The sequence below is a fragment of the Pseudomonas kermanshahensis genome, assembly GCF_014269205.2.
GTDB lineage: Bacteria > Pseudomonadota > Gammaproteobacteria > Pseudomonadales > Pseudomonadaceae > Aquipseudomonas > Aquipseudomonas kermanshahensis.
Genome location: NZ_JABWRY020000001.1, coordinates 1,363,953 through 1,383,802 on the forward strand (window position 1 = coordinate 1,363,953; position 19,850 = coordinate 1,383,802).

The window sequence follows — 19,850 nt, forward strand, 5'->3', positions numbered from 1 at the left end:
CAGGCTACGATGGTTTTTCGATGAGTTATCAGGTTCTTGCACGAAAATGGCGTCCGCGCTCGTTCCGCGAAATGGTCGGCCAGGCCCATGTGCTCAAGGCCTTGATCAATGCCTTGGACAACCAGCGCTTGCACCATGCCTACCTGTTTACCGGCACCCGCGGTGTGGGCAAGACTACCATCGCCCGCATTATCGCCAAATGCCTGAACTGCGAAACCGGCATCACCTCGACGCCCTGCGGCACCTGTTCAGTGTGCCGGGAAATCGACGAGGGCCGCTTCGTCGACCTGATCGAGATCGACGCCGCCAGCCGTACCAAGGTCGAAGACACTCGCGAGCTGCTGGATAACGTGCAATATGCCCCGAGCCGTGGGCGCTTCAAGGTCTACCTGATCGACGAAGTGCACATGCTCTCGACCCACTCGTTCAACGCCTTGCTCAAGACGCTGGAAGAGCCGCCGCCCTACGTCAAGTTCATCCTCGCCACCACCGACCCGCAGAAGCTGCCAGCGACCATCCTGTCGCGCTGCCTGCAGTTCTCGCTGAAGAACATGAGCCCGGAGCGGGTAGTCGAGCACCTCAGCCATGTGCTGACCGCCGAAAACGTGCCGTTCGAGCCAGATGCCCTGTGGCTGCTGGGCCGCGCCGCCGACGGTTCGATGCGCGATGCCATGAGCTTGACTGACCAGGCCATCGCGTTTGGTGAAGGCAAGGTGCTGGCGGCCGATGTGCGGGCAATGCTCGGTAGCCTCGACCATGGCCAGGTCTATGGCGTGCTGCAGGCGCTGCTAGAAGGCGATGCCCGCGCGCTGCTGGAGGCGGTGCGCAACCTTGCCGAGCAAGGGCCGGACTGGAGCGGCGTGCTGGCCGAAATGCTCAACGTGCTGCACCGTGTCGCCATTGCCCAGGCTCTGCCGGAGGCGGTGGACAACGGCCAGGGCGACCGCGACCGCGTGTTGGCGCTGGCCTCGGCATTGCCGGCCGAGGACGTGCAGTTCTATTACCAGATGGGCCTGATTGGCCGCCGCGACCTGCCCTTGGCGCCAGACCCGCGGGGTGGCTTCGAGATGGTCCTGTTGCGCATGCTGGCGTTCCGCCCGGCCGACACCGATGACGCGCCGAAACCGGTGCTAAAGCCGGTGGGGATCAGCCAAGCCACAGCTGATCCTGCAACACCGGTGGCAACTGCGGGAGTGGCCCATCAGCCAGCCGCAGCGCCCGTGGCGCCGGTTGTCGCGCAAGCGGTGGAGGTGCCGACCCCTGTAGCACTCGCTGTAGAGCCGACGCCTGCCGTTACCCAGCCAGCGCCAGTTGAACCTGCTGCGCCGGCACCCGCACCTGTCGAGGACGTCATCGACCTGCCCTGGGAAGAGCCTGTAGCGCCCCCCGTGCCGGTTGCCGCCTCGCCGGTGCCTGTGGCTGAGCCAACACCTGAGCCAACACCCGCGCCCCAGCCAGCCATGGCCGAGCCGCAGCGCGAGCAGCCGGCCTACGACGAGCCGCCGTTCGACCCGTCGGCCTATGCTGCAGCGGGCATGGACCGCGACGACGAACCGCCAGCGGACGAAGATTACTACGTAGGTGACAGCGACCCCGTCGGCTTCAGTTACCTCGATGAACTGGCCGAGCATGTTCAGGAAGAGCAGCGCAAGCCTGCTGCCGAACCGCTGCCGGCCGCCCAGCCGGCTACGGGCCTGGCCCTGCAATGGCTGGAATTATTCCCACAGTTGCCCGTCTCCGGTATGACAGGCAACATCGCCGCAAACTGTACGCTGATTGCCGCCGACGGCGACGACTGGCTGCTGCACCTGGACCCAGGCCAGGGCGCACTGTTCAACGCCACCCAGCAGCGGCGCTTGAACGACGCGCTCAATCAGCACCTGGGGCGCACCCTGAACCTGCGTATCGAGCTGATACGCCCTGAGCAGGAAACGCCGGCCCAGGCCGCCTCGCGCAAGCGTGCCGAGCGCCAGCAGGACGCCGTGGTGTCGATCGAGCAGGACCCGTTGATCCAGCAGATGATCAAGCAGTTCGGTGCCAAGGTGCGACAGGATACTATTGAGCCTGTAGAGGCCCTGGCCAATCAGGGCCAGTAACGGATAACCATGCGGCTGGCCCGGTGCCGGGCCGCATCACATGACCCAATCGAGGTATACCCCCATGATGAAAGGTGGCATGGCCGGCCTGATGAAGCAGGCCCAGCAGATGCAGGAAAAAATGGCCAAGATGCAAGAAGAACTGGCCAACGCCGAAGTGACCGGCCAATCCGGTGGCGGCCTGGTGAGCGTGGTGATGACTGGTCGTCACGACGTTAAGCGCGTCAGCATCGACCAAAGCCTGATGTCGACCGATGAAGACGACAAGGAAGTGCTTGAAGACCTGATCGCTGCTGCACTGAACGATGCGGTCCGTAAGGTCGAGCAGAGCAGCCAGGAAAAAATGGGCGGCATGACCGCTGGCATGCAGTTGCCGCCAGGCTTCAAAATGCCGTTCTGATACACCTTTTGCGTCAAATGGGGAGCAACGGCCTTGGGGCCGTTGCTCCCTTGTTCATTCTGTTCCCCCGACTTGCAGGCCTGCCTACATGAGCTTCAGCCCCCTGATCCGCCAACTGATCGATGCCTTGCGCACCCTGCCGGGTGTCGGCCAGAAAACCGCCCAGCGCATGGCCCTGCAGCTGCTTGAGCGTGACCGCAGCGGCGGCCTGCGGTTGGCTCAGGCGTTGACCCAGGCCATGGAGGGGGTTGGCCATTGCCGTCAGTGCCGCACCCTGACCGAGCAGGAACTCTGCCCGCAGTGCGCCGACCCGCGCCGTGACGACACGCAGTTGTGTGTGGTCGAAGGGCCGGTGGATGTGTATGCGGTGGAGCAGACTGGTTACCGCGGCCGCTATTTCGTGCTCAAGGGGCATCTGTCGCCGCTCGATGGCCTGGGGCCTGAGGCGATCGGCGTGCCGCAGCTGATGGCGCGAATCGAGGAGCAGGGCACCTTTACCGAGGTGATCCTGGCGACCAACCCGACGGTGGAAGGGGAGGCGACGGCGCATTACATCGCGCAGTTGCTGAACGAGAAAGGCCTGGTGGCGTCGCGCATTGCCCACGGTGTGCCGCTGGGTGGCGAGCTGGAGCTGGTGGATGGCGGGACATTGGCGCATGCCTTTGCGGGGCGCAGGCCGATTTCGCTGTGATTCGAAACAGTGGGGCCGCTGTGCGGCCCATTCGCGGGACAAGCCCGCTCCCACAGGTACTGCGGTACCTCAAAGGCCTTCACAAGACCTCTAGGAGCGGGCTTGTCCCGCGAATGGGTGGCAACGCCGCCCCTGAATACGACTCAGTATTCGTTCAGCGAAAACTCGGTCAGGCAGAAGGTCGGCACACCCGCAGCCTGCAGCCGGCGCGAACCCTCCAGCTCCGGCAGGTCAATGATCGCTGCCGCTTCAAATACCTGAGCCCCGGTACGGCGCACCAGGTTGGCTGCCGCCAGCAGGGTGCCGCCAGTGGCAATCAGGTCATCGAAAATCAACACCGAGTCGCCTTCGCACAGGCTGTCGGCATGCACTTCGAGGAAGGCCTCGCCGTACTCGGTCTGATAACCCTCGCTCAGCACGTCAGCCGGCAGCTTGCCCTGTTTGCGGAACAGGATCAGCGGCTTGTTCAGCTGGTGGGCGATGATTGAGCCGATCAGGAAGCCGCGCGCGTCCATGGCGCCGATGTGGCTGAACTCAGCCTCGACATAACGCTCGATGAACTGGTCGGCGACATAGCGCAGCCCGCGTGGGGATTGGAACAGCGGGGTGATGTCGCGAAAGATCACACCCGGTTTGGGGAAGTCCACTACCGGGCGGATCAGGGCTTTGAGGTCGAAGGCTTCGCTATGCATTGTTGCGGGTATCCTGGAAAAACGATGGCGCCAGTATACCCGTTAACAAAGGCTCAGGCCTCCATTGCACCGCCGGCCAGCGCGCACAACTGAATCGGGTCGAGGATATGCACTTCCTTGCCTTCGGCGCGAATCAGGCCGTTTTGCTGGAAGCGGGTGAAGACCCGCGACACGGTTTCCACCGCCAGGCCCAGGTAATTGCCGATTTCGTTGCGCGACATGCTCAGGCGGAACTGGTTAGCCGAGTAGCCACGTGCGCGGAAGCGTGCGGACAGGTTGACCAGGAAGGTGGCAATGCGTTCGTCGGCGGTTTTCTTTGACAGCAGCAGCATCATTTGCTGGTCGTCGCGGATCTCGCGGCTCATCACACGCATCAGCTGACGACGCAACTGCGGCAATTGCACCGAGAGTTCGTCGAGGCGTTCGAAGGGGATTTCGCACACCGACGTAGTCTCTTGGGCCTGGGCCGACACCGGGTAGGCTTCGGTGTCCATGCCGGACAGGCCGACCAGTTCGCTGGGCAGGTGGAAGCCGGTGATCTGCTCTTCGCCGCTGTCGCTGAGGCTGAAGGTTTTGAGGGCGCCGGAACGTACTGCGTAGACCGAGCCGAAATTGTCACCCTGGCGGAACAGGAACTCGCCTTTCTTCAGCGGCCGTCCACGTTTGACGATTTCATCCAGTGCTTCCATGTCTTCCAGGTTCAGCGAAAGAGGCAGGCACAGGGGGGCCAGGCTGCAATCCTTGCAATGGGCCTGGGTATGTGGGCGCAGTTTAACTGGCTCGGACATTTTCAATCGATCCTTGTGGGAAAGCACACATAAGACGTAAGGGTAACTCACGGCGTAGGTTGTAGGCCAGCGTGCGCTATTGTGGAGCGTGCTGGCGAAGCCGCGGCGGGTGCGCGCCGAGGCCTTTCGTGTACCCATAGTGTGCCGCACAAGCCCACTTGTCCATGCGGTTGAACGTCTCGCTTTTCAGATGACCCGTGAGAAGCGCTGGCGGTTTTGCATCGCCAGGTAGGCGTCGAACACCATGCACACCGAGCGCGCCAACAGGCGGCCGGCGGGCAGGATGCGGATGCCCTTGTCGTCCAGGCTGATCAGGCCATCACGCTGCAAGGTCAGCAGTTCTGGCCAAAGGTCATTGAAGTAACCGCGAAAATCGATGGTGAAGGCCTGTTCGATCGGCTCGTAGTCCAGTTCGAAATGGCAGATCAACTGCTGGATCACTGCCCGGCGCAGGCGATCGTCGTGGTTGCACAGCAGGCCGCGCTGGGTGGCCAGTTGGGCGTTGGAGAGGCTGTCCTGGTAGGTGTTGAGGTCGCTGCTGTTCTGGCAATAGAGGTCGCCGATCTGGCTGATGGCAGACACCCCCAGGCCGATCAGGTCGCAATGGCCATGGGTGGTGTAGCCCTGGAAGTTGCGTTGCAGGGTGCCTTCTTCCTGGGCCATGGCCAGCTCATCGTCGGGCAGGGCGAAGTGGTCCATGCCGATGTAGCGGTAACCGGCAGCGGTCAGCTGGTCGATGGTGGCATGCAGCATCTCGAGCTTGGCTGACGGGCTCGGCAGGTCATTGTTGTCGATGCGTCGCTGAGGCATGAAACGCTCGGGCAGGTGGGCGTAGTTGAACACCGACAGGCGGTCGGGTTGCAGGCGGATCACCTCTTCGACGGTGCGGGCAAAGCCTTCCGGGGTCTGTTTGGGCAGGCCGTAGATCAAGTCCAGGTTGATCGAGCGGAACTGCAAGGTACGCGCCGCCTCGATCAGGGTGCGGGTCTGCTCCAGGCTCTGCAGGCGGTTGACCGCCCGCTGCACGGCCGGGTCCAGGTCCTGCACGCCCAGGCTGACACGGTTGAAGCCCAGCTCGCGGAGCAGGCCCATGGTCGACCAGTCGGCTTCGCGTGGGTCGATTTCGATGCCGTAGTCGCCGGAATCATCGTCCAGCAGGTTGAAGTGCTGACGCAGGGTGGCCATCAGCTGGCGCAATTCCACGGGGCTGAGGAAGGTGGGCGTGCCGCCGCCGAAGTGCAGTTGCTCGACCCGTTGCTTGGGGTCCAGGTGGCAGGCGATCAGCTGGATTTCCTGCTCCAGGCGTTGCAGGTAGGGCGCAGCGCGGCCACGGTCCTTGGTGATGACTTTGTTGCAGGCGCAGTAGTAGCAGATGTTGGCGCAAAACGGCACGTGCACGTACAGCGACAACGGGCGCACCGCCCGGCGGCTCTCGCGCAGCGCGTGGAGCAGGTCGAACGAGCCCACTTCGCTGTGCAGTTGCACGGCGGTCGGGTAGGAGGTGTAGCGTGGTCCGGCCAGGTCGTAGCGGCGGATCAGGTCGGTGTCCCAACGTAGGTCGTCGAGCATGTGGGCGGTCCCCGGATAGAGCGAGCAGTGTCCGGAGTCTATGGCCGTCTGTAGGAATCTGTGTTGATTTGTATCAAGAGCCTTTAGGGCCGCTGAGCGGCCCATCGCCGGCAAGCCAGCTCCCACAGGGGCCTCACTGCCTCAAGGCTTGTGCTGTAGCAGTGGGCGCTGGCTTGCCGGCGATGGGCTGCACAGCAGCCCGCTTCAGTGCCCCATCAACCAATGCTGGTGTGGCCCAGGCAGCGTCCACAGGCCAAACAGGATGACCAGCAAGCCACCCGCCATGCGCACGCTGCGCCGTCGCAACAGGCTGCTGACCCGCTCCGCCGCCAAGCCCGTGGCCAGCAATACCGGCCAGGTGCCCAGCCCGAAGGCTAGCATCAACGCGGCGCTGTACCCCGCATTCCCCTGGCTCGCAGCCCACAGCAACGTGCTGTACACCAGCCCGCACGGCAACCAGCCCCACAAGGCCCCCAGCAACAAGGCGCGCGGCAGGCTCGACACCGGCAGCAGGCGCGAGGCGACTGGTTGGATATGCCGCCACAGCCCTCGACCCAGGGCCTCGATACGGGTCAACCCGCTCCACCAGCCGGCCAGGTATAGCCCCATGGCAATCAACAGCAACGCGGCTACCACCCGCAGCGCCAGGGCGGCCGGGCTGCTGGCCACGGCCCAGCCAGCCAGGCCCACCAGCAGGCCGGCGCAGGTATAGCTGAGAATGCGCCCGATGTTGTACGCCAACAGCAGCTGCAAGCGTCGGCCGCGTTGCTCGGGCGGGATGGCCAGGGTCAGCGCGCCCATCAGGCCGCCGCACATGCCCAGGCAGTGGCCGCCACCGAGCAGGCCAAGGATCAGCGCCGAGCCGAGCAGGGGCAGCAGGTCAGGCACGGGGTGGGGGTTCCTTGTCGTCTTCGGCCAGGCTGTCGTCCGGCTTGACCGCTGCCTGGTGGCGCGGGTCCTGGTCGTCGAACAGGATGCTGTGGGCAGGGCCTTCGAGGTCGTCGTACTGGCCGCTGTCCACCGCCCAGAAGAAGATGTACACGGCGACGCCGACAAGCAGCAGGGCGGCCGGGATCATGACATAGAGGGCTGGCATGGGCGGCTCCTGATCAGGCGGTGGCGGGTTGCGGGTGGCTGCTGGAGGCCGCCACGCCTGGCAGCCGGGTCAGGCGCAGGGCGTTGAGGACCACGATCAGCGAGCTCACCGACATGCCGATGGCCGCCCACACGGGCGTGATCCAGCCGAGCGCGGCAAACGGCAACATGAGGCCATTATACAGGGTCGCCCACAGCAGGTTCTCGAGGATGTTGCGGCGCGTGCGGCGGGCCAGGTCGAAGGCCTGTACCAGCGCCTGCAGGCGGTTGGACAGCAGCACCGCATCGGCGCTGGTCTTGGCCAGGTCAGTGGCGCTGCCCATGGCGATGCTGATGTCGGCGGCAGCCAGCACCGGCACGTCGTTGACCCCATCACCCAGCATCAGCACCTTGCGGCCAGCGGCTTGCAGCGCCTTGAGCCGGTCCAGCTTGTCGTCCGGGCGCAGGCCGCCGATGGCCTGGTCGATGCCCAGTTGCGCCGCCACTTCGGCGACCATCGGCGAGCTGTCACCCGACAGCAGCAGCGTCCGCCAGCCCCGCGCCTTGCAGGCGGCGAGCAGGGCCGGGGCATCATCGCGCAGGCGGTCATCGAGGCCGAACCAGGCCAGCGGCCCTTGGCGATCACCCAGCAGCAGCCATTGGCCGCGTGGCTCGGGCACGCCGGGGATTTCTGCGCCACTCAGGGCGCACACGAACGTGGCCTGGCCGATACGCAGGCGTTGGCCGTCAACCAGCCCCTCCAGGCCCAGGCCTGGCACGGTCTGCACGTCGTCGGCGGGCGCGGCGGTGCGGCCGAAAGCGCGTGCGATGGGGTGTTCGGAGCGGTTTTCCAGGGCGGCGGCCAGGGCCAGGCAACGGTCGGCGGCCAGGTCGGCCAGCGGGCGAATGCTGCGCAGGGTCAGGCGGCCTTCGGTGAGCGTGCCGGTCTTGTCGAAGATGACCGTGTCGATCTGGTTGAGGCCTTCGAGCACGTGGCCGCGGGTCACCAGCAGGCCGAGTTTGTGCAGGGTGCCGGTGGCGGCGGTAAGGGCCGTGGGCGTGGCCAGGGACAAGGCGCAAGGGCAGGTCGCCACCAGCATGGCCAGCACGATCCAGAAGGCGCGGTCCGGGGCCAGGTGCCACCACCACAGGCCGATGGCCACGGCGGCTATCAAGGTAAACAGCAAGAACCACTGCGAAGCGCGGTCGGCGATCTCGGCCAGGCGCGGTTTTTCGGTCTGCGCGCGTTCCAGCAGGCGGACGATGGCCGACAGCCGCGAGTCGTGGCCGAGGGCTTCGACTTCCACGTTCAGGGTGCTCTCGACGTTCAGGGTGCCACCGGTGACCCGCTCGCCGACGCGACGCGGCTGCGGCAGGTATTCGCCGGTCAGCAGTGACTCGTCGACGCTGGAGCGGCCTTCGACGATGCGCCCATCGGCGGGGATTACCGCGCCGGGCAGGACTTGCACCGTGTCGCCGCGCTGCAGTTCGCTGAGCAGGATGCGCTCGGCACGGCCGATAACGTCCAGGCGCAGGCACGAGGCGGGCAGCAGGTTGACCAGTTGCGCGGTGGCCGCCGCGGTGCGCTCGCGGGCACGTCGCTCAAGGTAGCGACCGGTCAGCAGGAACAGGGCAAACATGCCGACGGTATCGAAATACAGCTCGCCGCTGCCGCTGATCGCGGTCCAGATCCCGGCGCCGAACGCCAGGGCGATGGCCAGCGATACCGAGACGTCCATGGTCAGGTGACGGGTGCGCAGGTCGCGCGCTGCGCCTTTGAAGAATGGCGCGCAGCTGTAGAACACGATCGGGATGGTCAGAAACAGCGCGACCCAGCGCAGGATGGTGTGCAGCTCGGGCGACAGGTCGATGTTGAATTCGGGCCAGGTGGCCATGGTTGCCATCATCGCCTGGAACCACAGCAGCCCGGCGACACCCAGGCGCCGTAAGGCGCTGCGGTTCTCCCGGGCCAGCTGTTCGGCGGCCTGGTCGGGTTGGTAGGGGTGGGCGGCGTAGCCGATCTGGCGCAGCTCGGCGAGCAGGCGCGAGAGGGGCAGCTGGTGGTCGTCCCAGGCCAGCAGCAGGCGGTGATTGGACAGGTTCAGGCGTGCTTCGGTGACCCCGGGCAGGTTGCGCAGGTGCTTTTCGATCAGCCAGCCGCAGGCGGCGCAACTGATGCCCTCGACCAGCAAGGTGGCTTCGGCCAGTTCGCCGGCGTGGCGGACGAAGGTTTGTTGCACGTCGCTGCGGTCGTAGAGCGCCAGTTCATCCTGCAGTTGCCTGGGCAAGGCTTCGGGGTTGGCGCTGGTGTCACTGCGGTGTTGGTAATAGTGCTCCAGGCCCCCGGCGACGATGGACTCGGCCACTGCCTGGCAGCCTGGGCAGCAGAACTGCCGTGGCTCGCCGAGGACCACGGCGGTGAAGCGGTTGCCGGCGGGGACGGGCAGGGCGCAGTGGTAGCAGGGGGTGGGTTGGGTCATAAGGCGAGCACGCATTGACTGTCAGGGACGGGTCCTGTGGGAGCGGGCTTGCCCCGCGAATGGGCCGGCATGGGCGACATCATAAGCAGGCTTGGCCCTTTCGCGGGGCAAGCCCGCTCCCACAGGTAGAGAAAGTGTCGCGATTATTTGTGTTCTGCGCCTAGCAACGCTTCATCGCCCAGCTGCAGAGTCACACCATGCTCCACCTTCTCTTCCTCGAACAACCGCCACACCTGCCCTTGCTGGCTGCCCAGCAACTCGACGAAGCGCCGCCCTTCGACCTTGTCGTCCAGTTGCCCGACATAGCGCCCAGCCTCGGCACGGGTTAGCGCCACCTTGCGGTCCTTGTCCGGCTGGGTGGGCGAGATCAGGTTCAGTTCCAGCGTTTGCGGGTCGCTGTCGCCCGTCAGGCGCAGGTCGACTTCGCCGGTCAGCTCATCCAAATGCACGCTGGCCTTGAGGTTCAAGGTCTGGGCCAGCAGCTCACGGTCCAGCGAGCGGTTGATGCCTTTGCCAGCCTCGTAGTAGTTGTCGTTGACCAGGTTGTCCGGGTTGCGCACGGCAATGCTGACCATGGTCAGGCTCAGGCACACCGAGGTGGTGAGGATGCCGATGATGATCCAGGGCCAGAGGTGCTTGTACCAAGGGCTGGCGGCGGTGGCGGCAGGCATTGTCGATAATCTCTCTCAGCGGATCTGTGGGCCGATGAAGCGGCTCTTGGCTTCAACCTGGGCGTCGCTGTCATCGGCGCTCTTGAGGATGAAGGTGATTTCGTTGGTGGTCGATGGCAGTTTCTCGGGCGCTATCGACAGCTGCACGGGCAGGCTGACGATGTCACCGGCCGCCACGCGGATCTCGCGCTGGCCTTCGAGCTTGAGGTCCGGCAGGCCGGCGGCATCGAGCACGTAGACGTGGTCGCGTTGGTCTTTGTTCATGACCTTGAGGCTGTAGACGTTCTCGATCCGGCCCTGGGCGTTTTCGCGGTACAGCACGCGGTCTTTGCTGACGTCGAAGCCGACCAGCGAGCGGGTGGCGAAGGCGGTGGCCAGGGCGCCGATCATGACCAGCAGCACCAGCGCATAGCCGATCAGCCGAGGGCGCAGCATGTGGGTTTTCTGCCCCGACAAGTTGTGCTCGGTGGTGTAGCTGATCAGCCCTTTGGGGTAGTTCATCTTGTCCATGATGGTGTCGCAGGCGTCGATGCACGCGGCGCAGCCGATACACTCGATCTGCAGGCCGTCGCGGATGTCGATGCCGGTGGGGCAGACCTGCACGCACATGGTGCAGTCGATGCAGTCGCCCAGGCCTTGGGCCTTGTAGTCGATGTCTTTTTTACGCGGGCCACGGGTTTCGCCACGGCGCGGGTCGTAGGACACGATCAGCGTGTCCTTGTCGAACATCACGCTCTGGAAGCGTGCATAGGGGCACATGTACACGCACACCTGCTCGCGCAGCCAACCGGCGTTGCCATAGGTGGCGAGGGTGAAGAAACCGACCCAGAAGTAGGCCCAGCCATCGGCTTGGCCGGTGAAGAATTCGATGGCCAGCTCACGGATCGGCGAGAAGTAACCGACAAAGGTCATGCCGGTGACGAAACCGATCAGCAGCCACAGGCTGTGCTTGGCGAATTTGCGCAGGAACTTGTTGCCGCTCATGGGGGCGCGGTCGAGCTTCATGCGCTGGTTGCGGTCACCCTCGGTGACTTTTTCGCACCACATGAAAATCCACGTCCACACGCTTTGCGGGCAGGTATAGCCGCACCACACCCGGCCGGCATACACGGTGACGAAGAACAGGCCGAACGCGGCGACGATGAGGATGCCTGACAGGAGGATGAAGTCCTGGGGCCAGATGGTGGCGCCGAAGATGTAGAACTTGCGCTCGGGCAGGTTCCACCAGACGGCCTGGTGACCGCCCCAGTTCAGCCACACGGTGCCGAAGTAGAGCAGGAACAGTACTGCACCGCCCACCATGCGCAGGCGGCGGAACACGCCTGTGAAGGCGCGGGTGTAGATTTTCTCGCGGGAGGCGTAGAGGTCGACGGAATCCTTCCCTTTGTTGGCAGGCGGGGTGACGTCATGTACCGGAATTTGCTTGCTCATCATCAAGTCCCACGGCAGTGGAGAAATGCCGCGGCCAGTGCATGCCGGCCGCAGTCTCGCGCAATCTGCTAGCGCTCTGCGACCCATGATACGCCTGTGATGGCACCCAGGGGTTGCACTGCGACCTTTAGTCGCGTTGGGTTCGTGGTATGAATCGTGATATGGCGGGTGTCAATTGATCCAGGTCAGCTTGTGCTGGATTCTTCGCGGGTAAACCCGCTCCCACAGGGACCCCGCTGCCCTCAGGCTCGGCGAGATACCTGTGGGAGCGGGTTTACCCGCGAAGAGGCCGGACCTGCTTACTCAGCCTTTTGAGGCTCCTGCTCCTGATGCGACAGGCTGTACACATAAGCTGCCAGCAGGTGCACCTTGTCGTTACCCTGCAGCTGCTCCTGCGCCGGCATCTGCCCCTGGCGACCGTAGCGAATGGTCTGCTGAAGTTGGGCAAAGCTCGAGCCGTAGATGAACGCCTGCGGATGGGTCAGGTTTGGCGCACCCATGGCCGGCGTACCCTTGCCCTCTGGCCCGTGGCAGGCCACGCAGTTGGCGGCGAAGATCTTCTGCCCGTTTTCGGCATCGGCCTTGGCGCCTTCCGGCAGGGTGCGGCCATCGAGCTTGCTGACCACAAAGGCTGCCACATCGGCAACGCCTTGCTCGCCGATCACCTCGGACCAGGCCGGCATCACGCCGTGGCGACCGCCCATGATGGTGGTCTTGATGGTTTCCGGCTCACCGCCCCAACGCCAGTCGTTGTCGGTCAGGTTAGGAAAGCCGTAGGCGCCCTTGGCGTCGGAGCCGTGGCACACCGAGCAGTTGGAAGCGAACAGCCGTGCGCCCATTTTCAGGGCCTGCGGGTCTTTGGCGACTTCCTCGATGGGCATCGCCGCGAACTTGGCGAAGATCGGCCCGAAGCGGGCATCGGCCTTGGCCATTTCCTTTTCCCACTCGTGCACGCCGGTCCAGCCCGGCTGGCCGTTGGCGAACTCGGTCTGCTTGTCGGTGTCCAGGTACGAATAGCCTGGCAGCATACCTTTCCAGTTACCCAGGCCTGGGTACAGCACCAGGTAGCCGAGGGCGAAGATGATGGTGCCGACGAACAGCCAGAACCACCATTTGGGCAGCGGGTTGTCATATTCCTCGATGCCATCGAAGGCATGCCCGACGGTCTCGTCGGTGACCTCTTCGCGCTGGCCCTTGCGGGTCGACAGCAGCAGCCAGGTCAGTGAGAAGATGGTGCCCAGGGTCAGGACGGTGACGTACAGACTCCAGAAGGTTGTCATTGTTTTTTGCTCCCAGAAGCTTTTGCTTGCGCTTGCTCGACGTGCCGGGTGGCTTCGGGGTCATCCGCGAAGGGCAACCGGGTCGCCTCGTCGAACTCCTGCTTGCGCCGTGGGTTGAACACCCACAGCGCCAGGCCTACGAAGGCCACCATCACCACGACGGTGCCCAGGCCGCGAATCATCCCGATATCCATCAGCGTCACCGTTTGCTTTTGATGATGGTGCCAAGACCCTGCAGGTACGCGACGATGGCGTCCATCTCGGTCTTGCCCTTGACCGCGTCCCGCGCGCCGGCGATGTCGGCGTCGGTGTACGGCGTGCCGAGGGTCCGCAGGACTTCCATCTTCTTCGCGGTGTCCTTGCCGTCGAGTTTGTTCTCGACCAGCCACGGGTAGGACGGCATCTTCGATTCGGGCACCACGTTGCGCGGGTTGTACAGGTGCGCACGGTGCCAGTCATCGGAGTAGCGGCCGCCCACGCGGGCCAGGTCCGGGCCGGTGCGTTTGGAGCCCCACAGGAACGGGTGGTCCCACACACTCTCGCCGGCGACCGAGTAGTGGCCGTAGCGTTCGGTCTCGGCGCGGAACGGGCGGATCATCTGCGAGTGGCAGCCCACGCAGCCTTCGCGGATGTAGATGTCGCGGCCTTCAAGCTCCAGCGCGGTGCGCGGCTTCATGCCTTCAACGGGTTTGTTGGTGACGTCCTGGAAAAACAGCGGGACGATCTGGGTCAGGCCACCGACGCTGACGGCGATGACCATGAAGAAGGCCAGCAGGCCTATGTTCTTCTCGACGGCTTCATGCTTCATCAGTGCGCTCCCACGACGACGATCTTGGCGGCTTCATCTGCTTCAACCGGGTTGGCCGCGCGTACGGTGCGGAACACGTTGTAGGCCATCAGCAACATGCCCGAGGCGAAGAATGCACCGCCCAGTGCGCGGACGATGTAGCCCGGGTGGCTGGCCTGCAAGGCTTCGACGAAGGAGTAGGTGAGCGTGCCGTCATCGTTGATGGCGCGCCACATCAGGCCCTGGGTGATGCCGTTGACCCACATCGAGGCGATGTACAGCACGGTGCCGATGGTCGCCAGCCAGAAGTGCGCGTTGATCAAGCCGACGCTGTGCATCTGCGCCCGGCCATACAGCTTGGGAATCATGTGATAAACCGCGCCGATCGAGATCATCGCTACCCAACCAAGGGCACCGGCGTGGACATGGCCGATGGTCCAGTCGGTGTAGTGCGACAGCGAGTTCACGGTCTTGATGGCCATCATCGGGCCTTCGAAGGTGGACATGCCGTAGAACGCCAGCGATACCACGAGGAAGCGCAGGATCGGGTCGGTGCGCAATTTATGCCAGGCACCGGACAAGGTCATCATGCCGTTGATCATGCCCCCCCAGCTTGGCGCCAGCAGGATGATCGACATCACCATGCCCAGCGACTGTGCCCAGTCGGGCAGGGCGGTGTAGTGCAGGTGGTGCGGGCCGGCCCAGATGTACAGGGTGATCAGCGCCCAGAAGTGCACGATCGACAGGCGATACGAGTAGATCGGCCGCTCGGCCTGCTTGGGCACGAAGTAGTACATCATCCCCAGGAAGCCGGTGGTGAGGAAGAAGCCCACGGCGTTGTGGCCGTACCACCACTGGATCATGGCGTCAGTGGCGCCGGAGTAGGCCGAGTACGACTTGAACAGGCTGACCGGCAGCGAGATGTGGTTGACGATGTGCAGCATCGCGGTGACCACGATGAACGCGCCGTAGAACCAGTTGCCGACGTAGATGTGCTTGGTCTTGCGCTTGACGATGGTGCCGAAGAACACCAGCCCGTAGGTCACCCAGACAATGGCCAGCAGGATCGCCAGCGGCCATTCCAGCTCGGCGTATTCCTTGGTGGTGGTGTAGCCCATCGGCAGGGTGATCAGTGCGCCGACGATCACCGCTTGCCAACCCCAGAAGGTGAAGGCCGCCATGCTGTCGGAGATCAGCCGGGTCTGGCAGGTGCGCTGCACCACGTAGTAGCTGGTGCCGAACAACGCACAGCCGCCGAAGGCGAAGATCACCAGGTTGGTGTGCAACGGGCGCAGGCGGCCGAAGCTGGTCCAGGGCAAGTCCAGGTTCAGTTGCGGCCATACCAGTTGCGAGGCGATGAAAACGCCGAGGCCCATGCCAAGGATCCCCCAGACCACCGTCATGATGGCGAACTGGCGGACGACCTTATAGTTATAAGCAGTCGGACTGATTGCTGTGCTCATTCTAAGGTTCCACGGTTTTGATGTTCTTGTTGGTCGAAAAATCGGCGCCAGTATCGATAACCCCTCGGGTTACCGCAACGCAACTTTGGTACGCCGACCCGTGTCCAAGCCCGTCCACCTGTGTCCAGCGGTGTTGGGTTCGAACGATTGTACACAAATAAATATTTGTAATGTGTACCGTTTTTCATCTTTTTCTGATCGATCGGTCAGGCTTTTTTGTCGGACGGCGCCAGGCTATGCACCGCGTCTGCTTCGCTGGATTGGCAGCGAAGCCCACTGAGGCAACAAGCTTAGTTCGGTTAGGGGGTGCAAGGGAGGGGTATGGCGGGGAGGGCGTGGGGGCTGCTTTGCAGCCCATTCGCAGCACAAGGCTGCGCCTACAAGAAGCATGCGATCGCCTGTAGGAGCAGCCTTGCGCTGCGAATGGGCCGCAAAGCGGCCCCCTGGTATTACTTAACAGTCACTGCTTCAGGCGCGTCACCGTGCGACAGGCTATACACATAAGCCGCCAGCAAGTGCACCTTGTCATTGCCCTGGATCTCGGCCTGTGCCGGCATCTGCCCCTGGCGACCATAACGAATGGTCTGTTGCAACTGGGCGAAGCTCGAACCGTAGATGAACGCCTGCGGGTGAGTCAGGTCAGGCGCGCCCATGGCTGGGGTGCCTTTGGCTTCAGGCCCGTGGCAGGCCACGCAGTTGCCGGCGAAGATTTCCTTGCCCTTGGCCGGGTCGGCCTTGACCCCTTCCGGCAAGCTGCGGCCATCCAGGTTGGTCAGCACGAACGCCGCCACATCGGCCACGCCCTGCTCGCCAATGACCTCGGCCCAAGCTGGCATCACGCCGTGGCGACCGTTCATGATCGAGGCCTTGATGGTCTCCGGCTCGCCGCCCCAGCGCCAGTCCTTGTCGGTCAGGTTGGGGAAGCCATAGGCGCCTTTGGCGTCCGAGCCGTGGCACACCGAGCAGTTGGAGGCGAACAGGCGGCTGCCCATCTTCAGGGCTTGCGGGTCCTTGGCCACTTCCTCGACCGGCATGGCCGCGTACTTGGCGAAGATCGGCCCGAACTTGGCATCGGCCTTGTCCATTTCCTTCTGCCATTCGTTAACCCCGGTCCAGCCGTTGTCGTAGCCCGGCAGGATGCCTTTCCAGTTACCCAGGCCTGGATAGAGGATCAAGTAGCCGACCGAGAACACCAGGGTGCCCACGAACAACCAGAACCACCACTTGGGCAGCGGGTTGTCGTATTCCTCGATGCCATCGAAGCTGTGGCCCATGGTCTGGTCGGTGGTGTCGGTACTCTGGCCCTTGCGGGTCGACAGCAGCAGCCAGGTAAGGCCGATCAAACTGCCGATGGTCAGTACGCTGATGTACGTACTCCAGAAGGTGGTCATTGCCCGGAACTCCTCTTGGCAGCAGGTTCCTGCCCGGCAGGGGGCAGGCGGTCGTCGACGAAGGGCAGCAGGCGCGCTTCGGCGAAATCACGGTCGCGGCGGCGGTTGAATACCCAGAGCGAGAGGCCGATGAAGGCGATCATCACCACCAGGGTGCCCAGCCCGCGGATCATGCCGATGTCTATTTCCATCGCACTCACCTCTTGTTCTTGATCGCGGTGCCGAGCACCTGCAGGTAAGCGACCAGCGCGTCCATCTCGGTCTTGCCCTTGACCGCGTCGCGGGCACCGGCGATGTCCGCGTCGGTGTACGGCACGCCGAGGGTTCGCAGGGTGCGCATCTTGGTTTCGGTGTGGCTGTTGTCGACCTGCTCGGCGACCAGCCACGGGTAGGACGGCATCTTCGACTCGGGCACCACGTTGCGCGGGTTGTACAGGTGCGCGCGGTGCCAGTCGTCCGAGTAGCGGCCGCCCACGCGGGCCAAGTCCGGGCCGGTACGCTTGGAGCCCCACAGGAACGGGTGGTCCCATACGCTCTCGCCGGCGACCGAGTAATGGCCGTAGCGCTCGGTCTCGGCGCGGAATGGGCGAATCATCTGCGAGTGGCAGCCGACGCAGCCTTCGCGGATGTAGATGTCGCGGCCTTCCAGTTGCAGCGCGGTGTAGGGCTTCATGCCTTCGACCGGCTTGTTGGTGACGTCCTGGAAGAACAGCGGGACGATCTGGGTCAGGCCGCCGATGCTGACGGCAAACACCATCAGCAGCGCCATCAGGCCGATGTTTTTCTCGATGACTTCATGTTTCATCAGGCGTGTCTCCTCAGGCCAGCTGGGCGTTCGCAGGGGCGGCGTCAGTGGCGGGCGCACGCACCGTGCGCCAGGTGTTCCAGGCCATCAGGAACATGCCACTGAGGAAGATCGCACCGCCGACGAAGCGCACGATGAAGCCAGGGTGGCTGGCCACCAGGGTTTCGACGAACGAGTAGGTGAGCGTGCCGTCGCTGTTGACCGCGCGCCACATCAGGCCCTGGGCGATGCCGTTGACCCACATCGAGGCGATGTACAGCACGGTGCCGATGGTCGCCAGCCAGAAGTGCGCGTTGATCAAGCCGATGCTGTGCATCTGCTCTTTGCCGAACACTTTGGGGATGGTGTGGTACAGCGCGCCGATCGAGATCATCGCCACCCAACCAAGGGCGCCGGCGTGGACGTGGCCGATGGTCCAGTCGGTGTAGTGCGACAGGGCGTTGACCGTCTTGATGGCCATCATCGGGCCTTCGAACGTGGACATGCCGTAGAACGCCAGCGAAACCACGAGGAAGCGCAGGATCGGGTCGCTGCGCAACTTATGCCAGGCGCCAGAGAGGGTCATCATGCCGTTGATCATGCCGCCCCAGCTCGGTGCCAGGAGGATCAGCGACATCACCATGCCCAGCGACTGCGCCCAGTCGGGCAGCGCGGTGTAGTGCAGGTGGTGCGGGCCGGCCCAAATGTACAGAGTGATCAGTGCCCAGAAGTGCACGATCGACAGGCGATAGGAATACACCGGCCGCTCGGCCTGCTTGGGCACGTAGTAGTACATCATCCCCAGGAAGCCAGCGGTGAGGAAGAAGCCCACCGCGTTGTGGCCGTACCACCACTGGACCATGGCGTCGGTAGCGCCCGCGTAGACCGAGTAGGACTTGGTCAGGCTGACCGGCAGCTCCAGGTTGTTGATGATGTGCAGCATCGCCACGGTCAGGATGAAGGCCCCGAAGAACCAGTTACCCACGTAGATATGCTTGGTATTGCGCTTCATCAGCGTGCCGAAGAACACGATGGCGTAGCAGACCCAGACAATGGTGATCAGGATGTCGATCGGCCATTCCAGCTCGGCGTATTCCTTGGAACTGGTGTAGCCCAGCGGCAGGCTGATGGCCGCGAGCAGGATCACCAGTTGCCAGCCCCAGAAGGTGAACGCGGCCAGTTTGGGTGAAAACAGGGTGGTCTGGCAGGTACGTTGCACCGAATAATACGAGGTGGCGAACAGTGCACAGCCGCCGAAGGCGAAGATCACCGCATTGGTATGCAGGGGGCGCAGGCGGCCGAAGCTGGTCCAGGGGAGGTCGAAGTTGAGGGACGGCCAGGCGAGCTGGGCGGCGATGAAGACGCCGAGCCCCATCCCGACGATTCCCCACACCACCGTCATGATGGCGAATTGGCGGACCACCTTGTAGTTGTAGGCGGTACTGCTGGTTGTGTTCATGTATGGGTTCCCATCCACGGTTATTGGCAGGCTATAGAGCGAGGCAAGCATGATTAATGGGCAAAGTGCCGGTATTGACGGGGATCAATGGGCGAAGGTCGGAAATGTCCCAGGCTTGCGCTGCGATCTTCCGCAAATTCAAGGGGGTGACGGCTACAAAGGCTGTCTGATCCTGGCCCATGGTGCTGGTGCACCGATGGACAGCGGGTTCATGGACGAGATGGCGCAAAGGCTCGCGGCGCTTGGGGTCGGGGTGATTCGCTTCGAGTTCCCGTACATGGCCGAGCGCAGGGTGAACGGCGGCAAGCGGCCGCCCAATCCGCAGAAGGTGCTACTGGAATGCTGGCGCGAGGTGTACCGGCAGGTGCGACCTTTGGTCACAGGTAAGCTGGCCATCGGTGGCAAGTCCATGGGCGGGCGTATGGCCAGCTTGTTGGCTGACGAGCTCGAAGCGGATGCACTGGTGTGCCTGGGGTATCCGTTCTATGCGGTGGGCAAGCCGGAGAAGCCCAGGGTCGAGCACCTGGCGGGGCTCAAGACACCGACGTTGATCGTGCAGGGCGAACGGGATGCGCTGGGTAACCGTGAGGCTGTGGCGGGGTATGCACTGTCACCGGCGATCGAGGTGAGCTGGCTGGTGGCGGGCGATCATGACCTGAAGCCGTTGAAGGCTTCGGGGTTCAGCCATGCGCAGCATTTGCAGGCGGCGGCTGAGAAGGTGGCGGGCTTTTTGTCGAAATAGTGCTGGATTCTTCGCGGGCAAGCCCGCTCCCACAGGTTGGCACAGGACTCAA

20 protein-coding genes are annotated in these 19,850 nt (G+C 63.8%); 4 read left to right on the forward strand and 16 right to left on the reverse strand.

The genetic code is table 11. The features are described 5' to 3' along the window. The first annotated feature begins 20 nt into the window (after window positions 1-20). The 3 genes from dnaX to recR all read left to right on the forward strand — a co-directional run bounded on the left by dnaX (window position 21) and on the right by recR (window position 3,187). A complete protein-coding gene (gene dnaX, locus HU764_RS06360) occupies window positions 21-2,096 on the forward strand; it encodes a DNA polymerase III subunit gamma/tau (RefSeq protein WP_186682709.1) in 2,076 nt (691 codons plus the stop codon). Window positions 2,097-2,160: 64 nt separating this feature from the next. Next, window positions 2,161-2,496, forward strand: coding sequence for a YbaB/EbfC family nucleoid-associated protein (locus tag HU764_RS06365; RefSeq protein ID WP_008093501.1), 336 nt, complete (start codon window positions 2,161-2,163; stop codon window positions 2,494-2,496). A gap of 88 nt (window positions 2,497-2,584) precedes the next feature. Continuing rightward, on the forward strand, window positions 2,585-3,187 hold the full coding sequence (gene recR / locus HU764_RS06370; RefSeq protein ID WP_027592934.1) for a recombination mediator RecR: 603 nt from the start codon (window positions 2,585-2,587) through the stop codon (window positions 3,185-3,187). A 143-nt stretch (window positions 3,188-3,330) separates the two neighbouring features. Here the strand turns inward: recR and HU764_RS06375 are convergent, their stop codons facing one another. The 16 genes from HU764_RS06375 to ccoN (HU764_RS06450) all read right to left on the reverse strand — a co-directional run bounded on the left by HU764_RS06375 (window position 3,331) and on the right by ccoN (HU764_RS06450) (window position 19,056). Continuing rightward, complete coding sequence (locus HU764_RS06375; protein WP_099454871.1) at window positions 3,331-3,879, reverse strand: adenine phosphoribosyltransferase; 549 nt, start codon at window positions 3,877-3,879, stop codon at window positions 3,331-3,333. A 53-nt stretch (window positions 3,880-3,932) separates the two neighbouring features. Further along, window positions 3,933-4,667 (reverse strand): Crp/Fnr family transcriptional regulator FnrA, encoded by a 735-nt coding sequence (fnrA, locus tag HU764_RS06380; protein WP_099454870.1) that lies wholly within the window; start codon window positions 4,665-4,667, stop codon window positions 3,933-3,935. Between the two features lie 186 nt (window positions 4,668-4,853). Beyond that, window positions 4,854-6,236: an oxygen-independent coproporphyrinogen III oxidase gene (gene hemN / locus HU764_RS06385; RefSeq protein ID WP_186682711.1), complete on the reverse strand. Its 1,383-nt coding sequence runs from the start codon at window positions 6,234-6,236 to the stop codon at window positions 4,854-4,856. 204 nt (window positions 6,237-6,440) lie between these two features. Continuing rightward, the gene (locus tag HU764_RS06390) at window positions 6,441-7,124 is read right to left on the reverse strand and encodes a sulfite exporter TauE/SafE family protein (protein WP_186704055.1); all 684 of its coding nucleotides are present in this window, start codon (window positions 7,122-7,124) and stop codon (window positions 6,441-6,443) included. After that, on the reverse strand, window positions 7,117-7,332 hold the full coding sequence (ccoS, locus tag HU764_RS06395) for a cbb3-type cytochrome oxidase assembly protein CcoS (RefSeq protein ID WP_027592930.1): 216 nt from the start codon (window positions 7,330-7,332) through the stop codon (window positions 7,117-7,119). The genes HU764_RS06390 and ccoS overlap by 8 nt, the downstream gene beginning before the upstream one ends. Window positions 7,333-7,345: 13 nt before the next feature. Then, the gene (locus HU764_RS06400; RefSeq protein ID WP_186704056.1) at window positions 7,346-9,790 is read right to left on the reverse strand and encodes a heavy metal translocating P-type ATPase; all 2,445 of its coding nucleotides are present in this window, start codon (window positions 9,788-9,790) and stop codon (window positions 7,346-7,348) included. 143 nt (window positions 9,791-9,933) lie between these two features. Beyond that, window positions 9,934-10,461 (reverse strand): FixH family protein, encoded by a 528-nt coding sequence (locus HU764_RS06405; RefSeq protein WP_085272544.1) that lies wholly within the window; start codon window positions 10,459-10,461, stop codon window positions 9,934-9,936. 15 nt (window positions 10,462-10,476) lie between these two features. Then, window positions 10,477-11,892, reverse strand: a complete 1,416-nt coding sequence (gene ccoG / locus HU764_RS06410) for a cytochrome c oxidase accessory protein CcoG (protein ID WP_027592927.1) — start codon at window positions 11,890-11,892, stop codon at window positions 10,477-10,479. Between the two features lie 299 nt (window positions 11,893-12,191). Beyond that, window positions 12,192-13,172 carry a cytochrome-c oxidase, cbb3-type subunit III gene (ccoP, locus tag HU764_RS06415; RefSeq protein ID WP_027592926.1) on the reverse strand — a complete coding sequence of 327 codons (981 nt, stop codon included), beginning with the start codon at window positions 13,170-13,172 and terminating at the stop codon, window positions 12,192-12,194. Beyond that, window positions 13,169-13,366: a CcoQ/FixQ family Cbb3-type cytochrome c oxidase assembly chaperone gene (locus HU764_RS06420; RefSeq protein WP_033699345.1), complete on the reverse strand. Its 198-nt coding sequence runs from the start codon at window positions 13,364-13,366 to the stop codon at window positions 13,169-13,171. Before HU764_RS06420 ends, ccoP (HU764_RS06415) begins: the two co-directional genes overlap by 4 nt. Before the next feature lie 5 nt (window positions 13,367-13,371). Beyond that, window positions 13,372-13,980, reverse strand: a complete 609-nt coding sequence (gene ccoO, locus HU764_RS06425; RefSeq protein ID WP_003254286.1) for a cytochrome-c oxidase, cbb3-type subunit II — start codon at window positions 13,978-13,980, stop codon at window positions 13,372-13,374. Next, complete coding sequence (gene ccoN / locus HU764_RS06430) at window positions 13,980-15,422, reverse strand: cytochrome-c oxidase, cbb3-type subunit I (protein ID WP_027592924.1); 1,443 nt, start codon at window positions 15,420-15,422, stop codon at window positions 13,980-13,982. Before ccoN (HU764_RS06430) ends, ccoO (HU764_RS06425) begins: the two co-directional genes overlap by 1 nt. Window positions 15,423-15,871: 449 nt before the next feature. After that, complete coding sequence (gene ccoP, locus HU764_RS06435) at window positions 15,872-16,813, reverse strand: cytochrome-c oxidase, cbb3-type subunit III (protein ID WP_027592923.1); 942 nt, start codon at window positions 16,811-16,813, stop codon at window positions 15,872-15,874. Continuing rightward, a complete protein-coding gene (locus HU764_RS06440; RefSeq protein WP_027592922.1) occupies window positions 16,810-17,004 on the reverse strand; it encodes a cbb3-type cytochrome oxidase subunit 3 in 195 nt (64 codons plus the stop codon). Before HU764_RS06440 ends, ccoP (HU764_RS06435) begins: the two co-directional genes overlap by 4 nt. 5 nt (window positions 17,005-17,009) lie before the next feature. Further along, on the reverse strand, window positions 17,010-17,618 hold the full coding sequence (ccoO, locus tag HU764_RS06445) for a cytochrome-c oxidase, cbb3-type subunit II (RefSeq protein WP_027592921.1): 609 nt from the start codon (window positions 17,616-17,618) through the stop codon (window positions 17,010-17,012). A gap of 13 nt (window positions 17,619-17,631) precedes the next feature. Continuing rightward, complete coding sequence (gene ccoN, locus HU764_RS06450) at window positions 17,632-19,056, reverse strand: cytochrome-c oxidase, cbb3-type subunit I (protein WP_027592920.1); 1,425 nt, start codon at window positions 19,054-19,056, stop codon at window positions 17,632-17,634. A 49-nt stretch (window positions 19,057-19,105) separates the two neighbouring features. Here ccoN (HU764_RS06450) and HU764_RS06455 point away from each other — a divergent pair, with 49 nt between their 5' ends. Further along, window positions 19,106-19,798 (forward strand): alpha/beta family hydrolase, encoded by a 693-nt coding sequence (locus HU764_RS06455; protein ID WP_225935618.1) that lies wholly within the window; start codon window positions 19,106-19,108, stop codon window positions 19,796-19,798. Window positions 19,799-19,850: the final 52 nt, after the last annotated feature.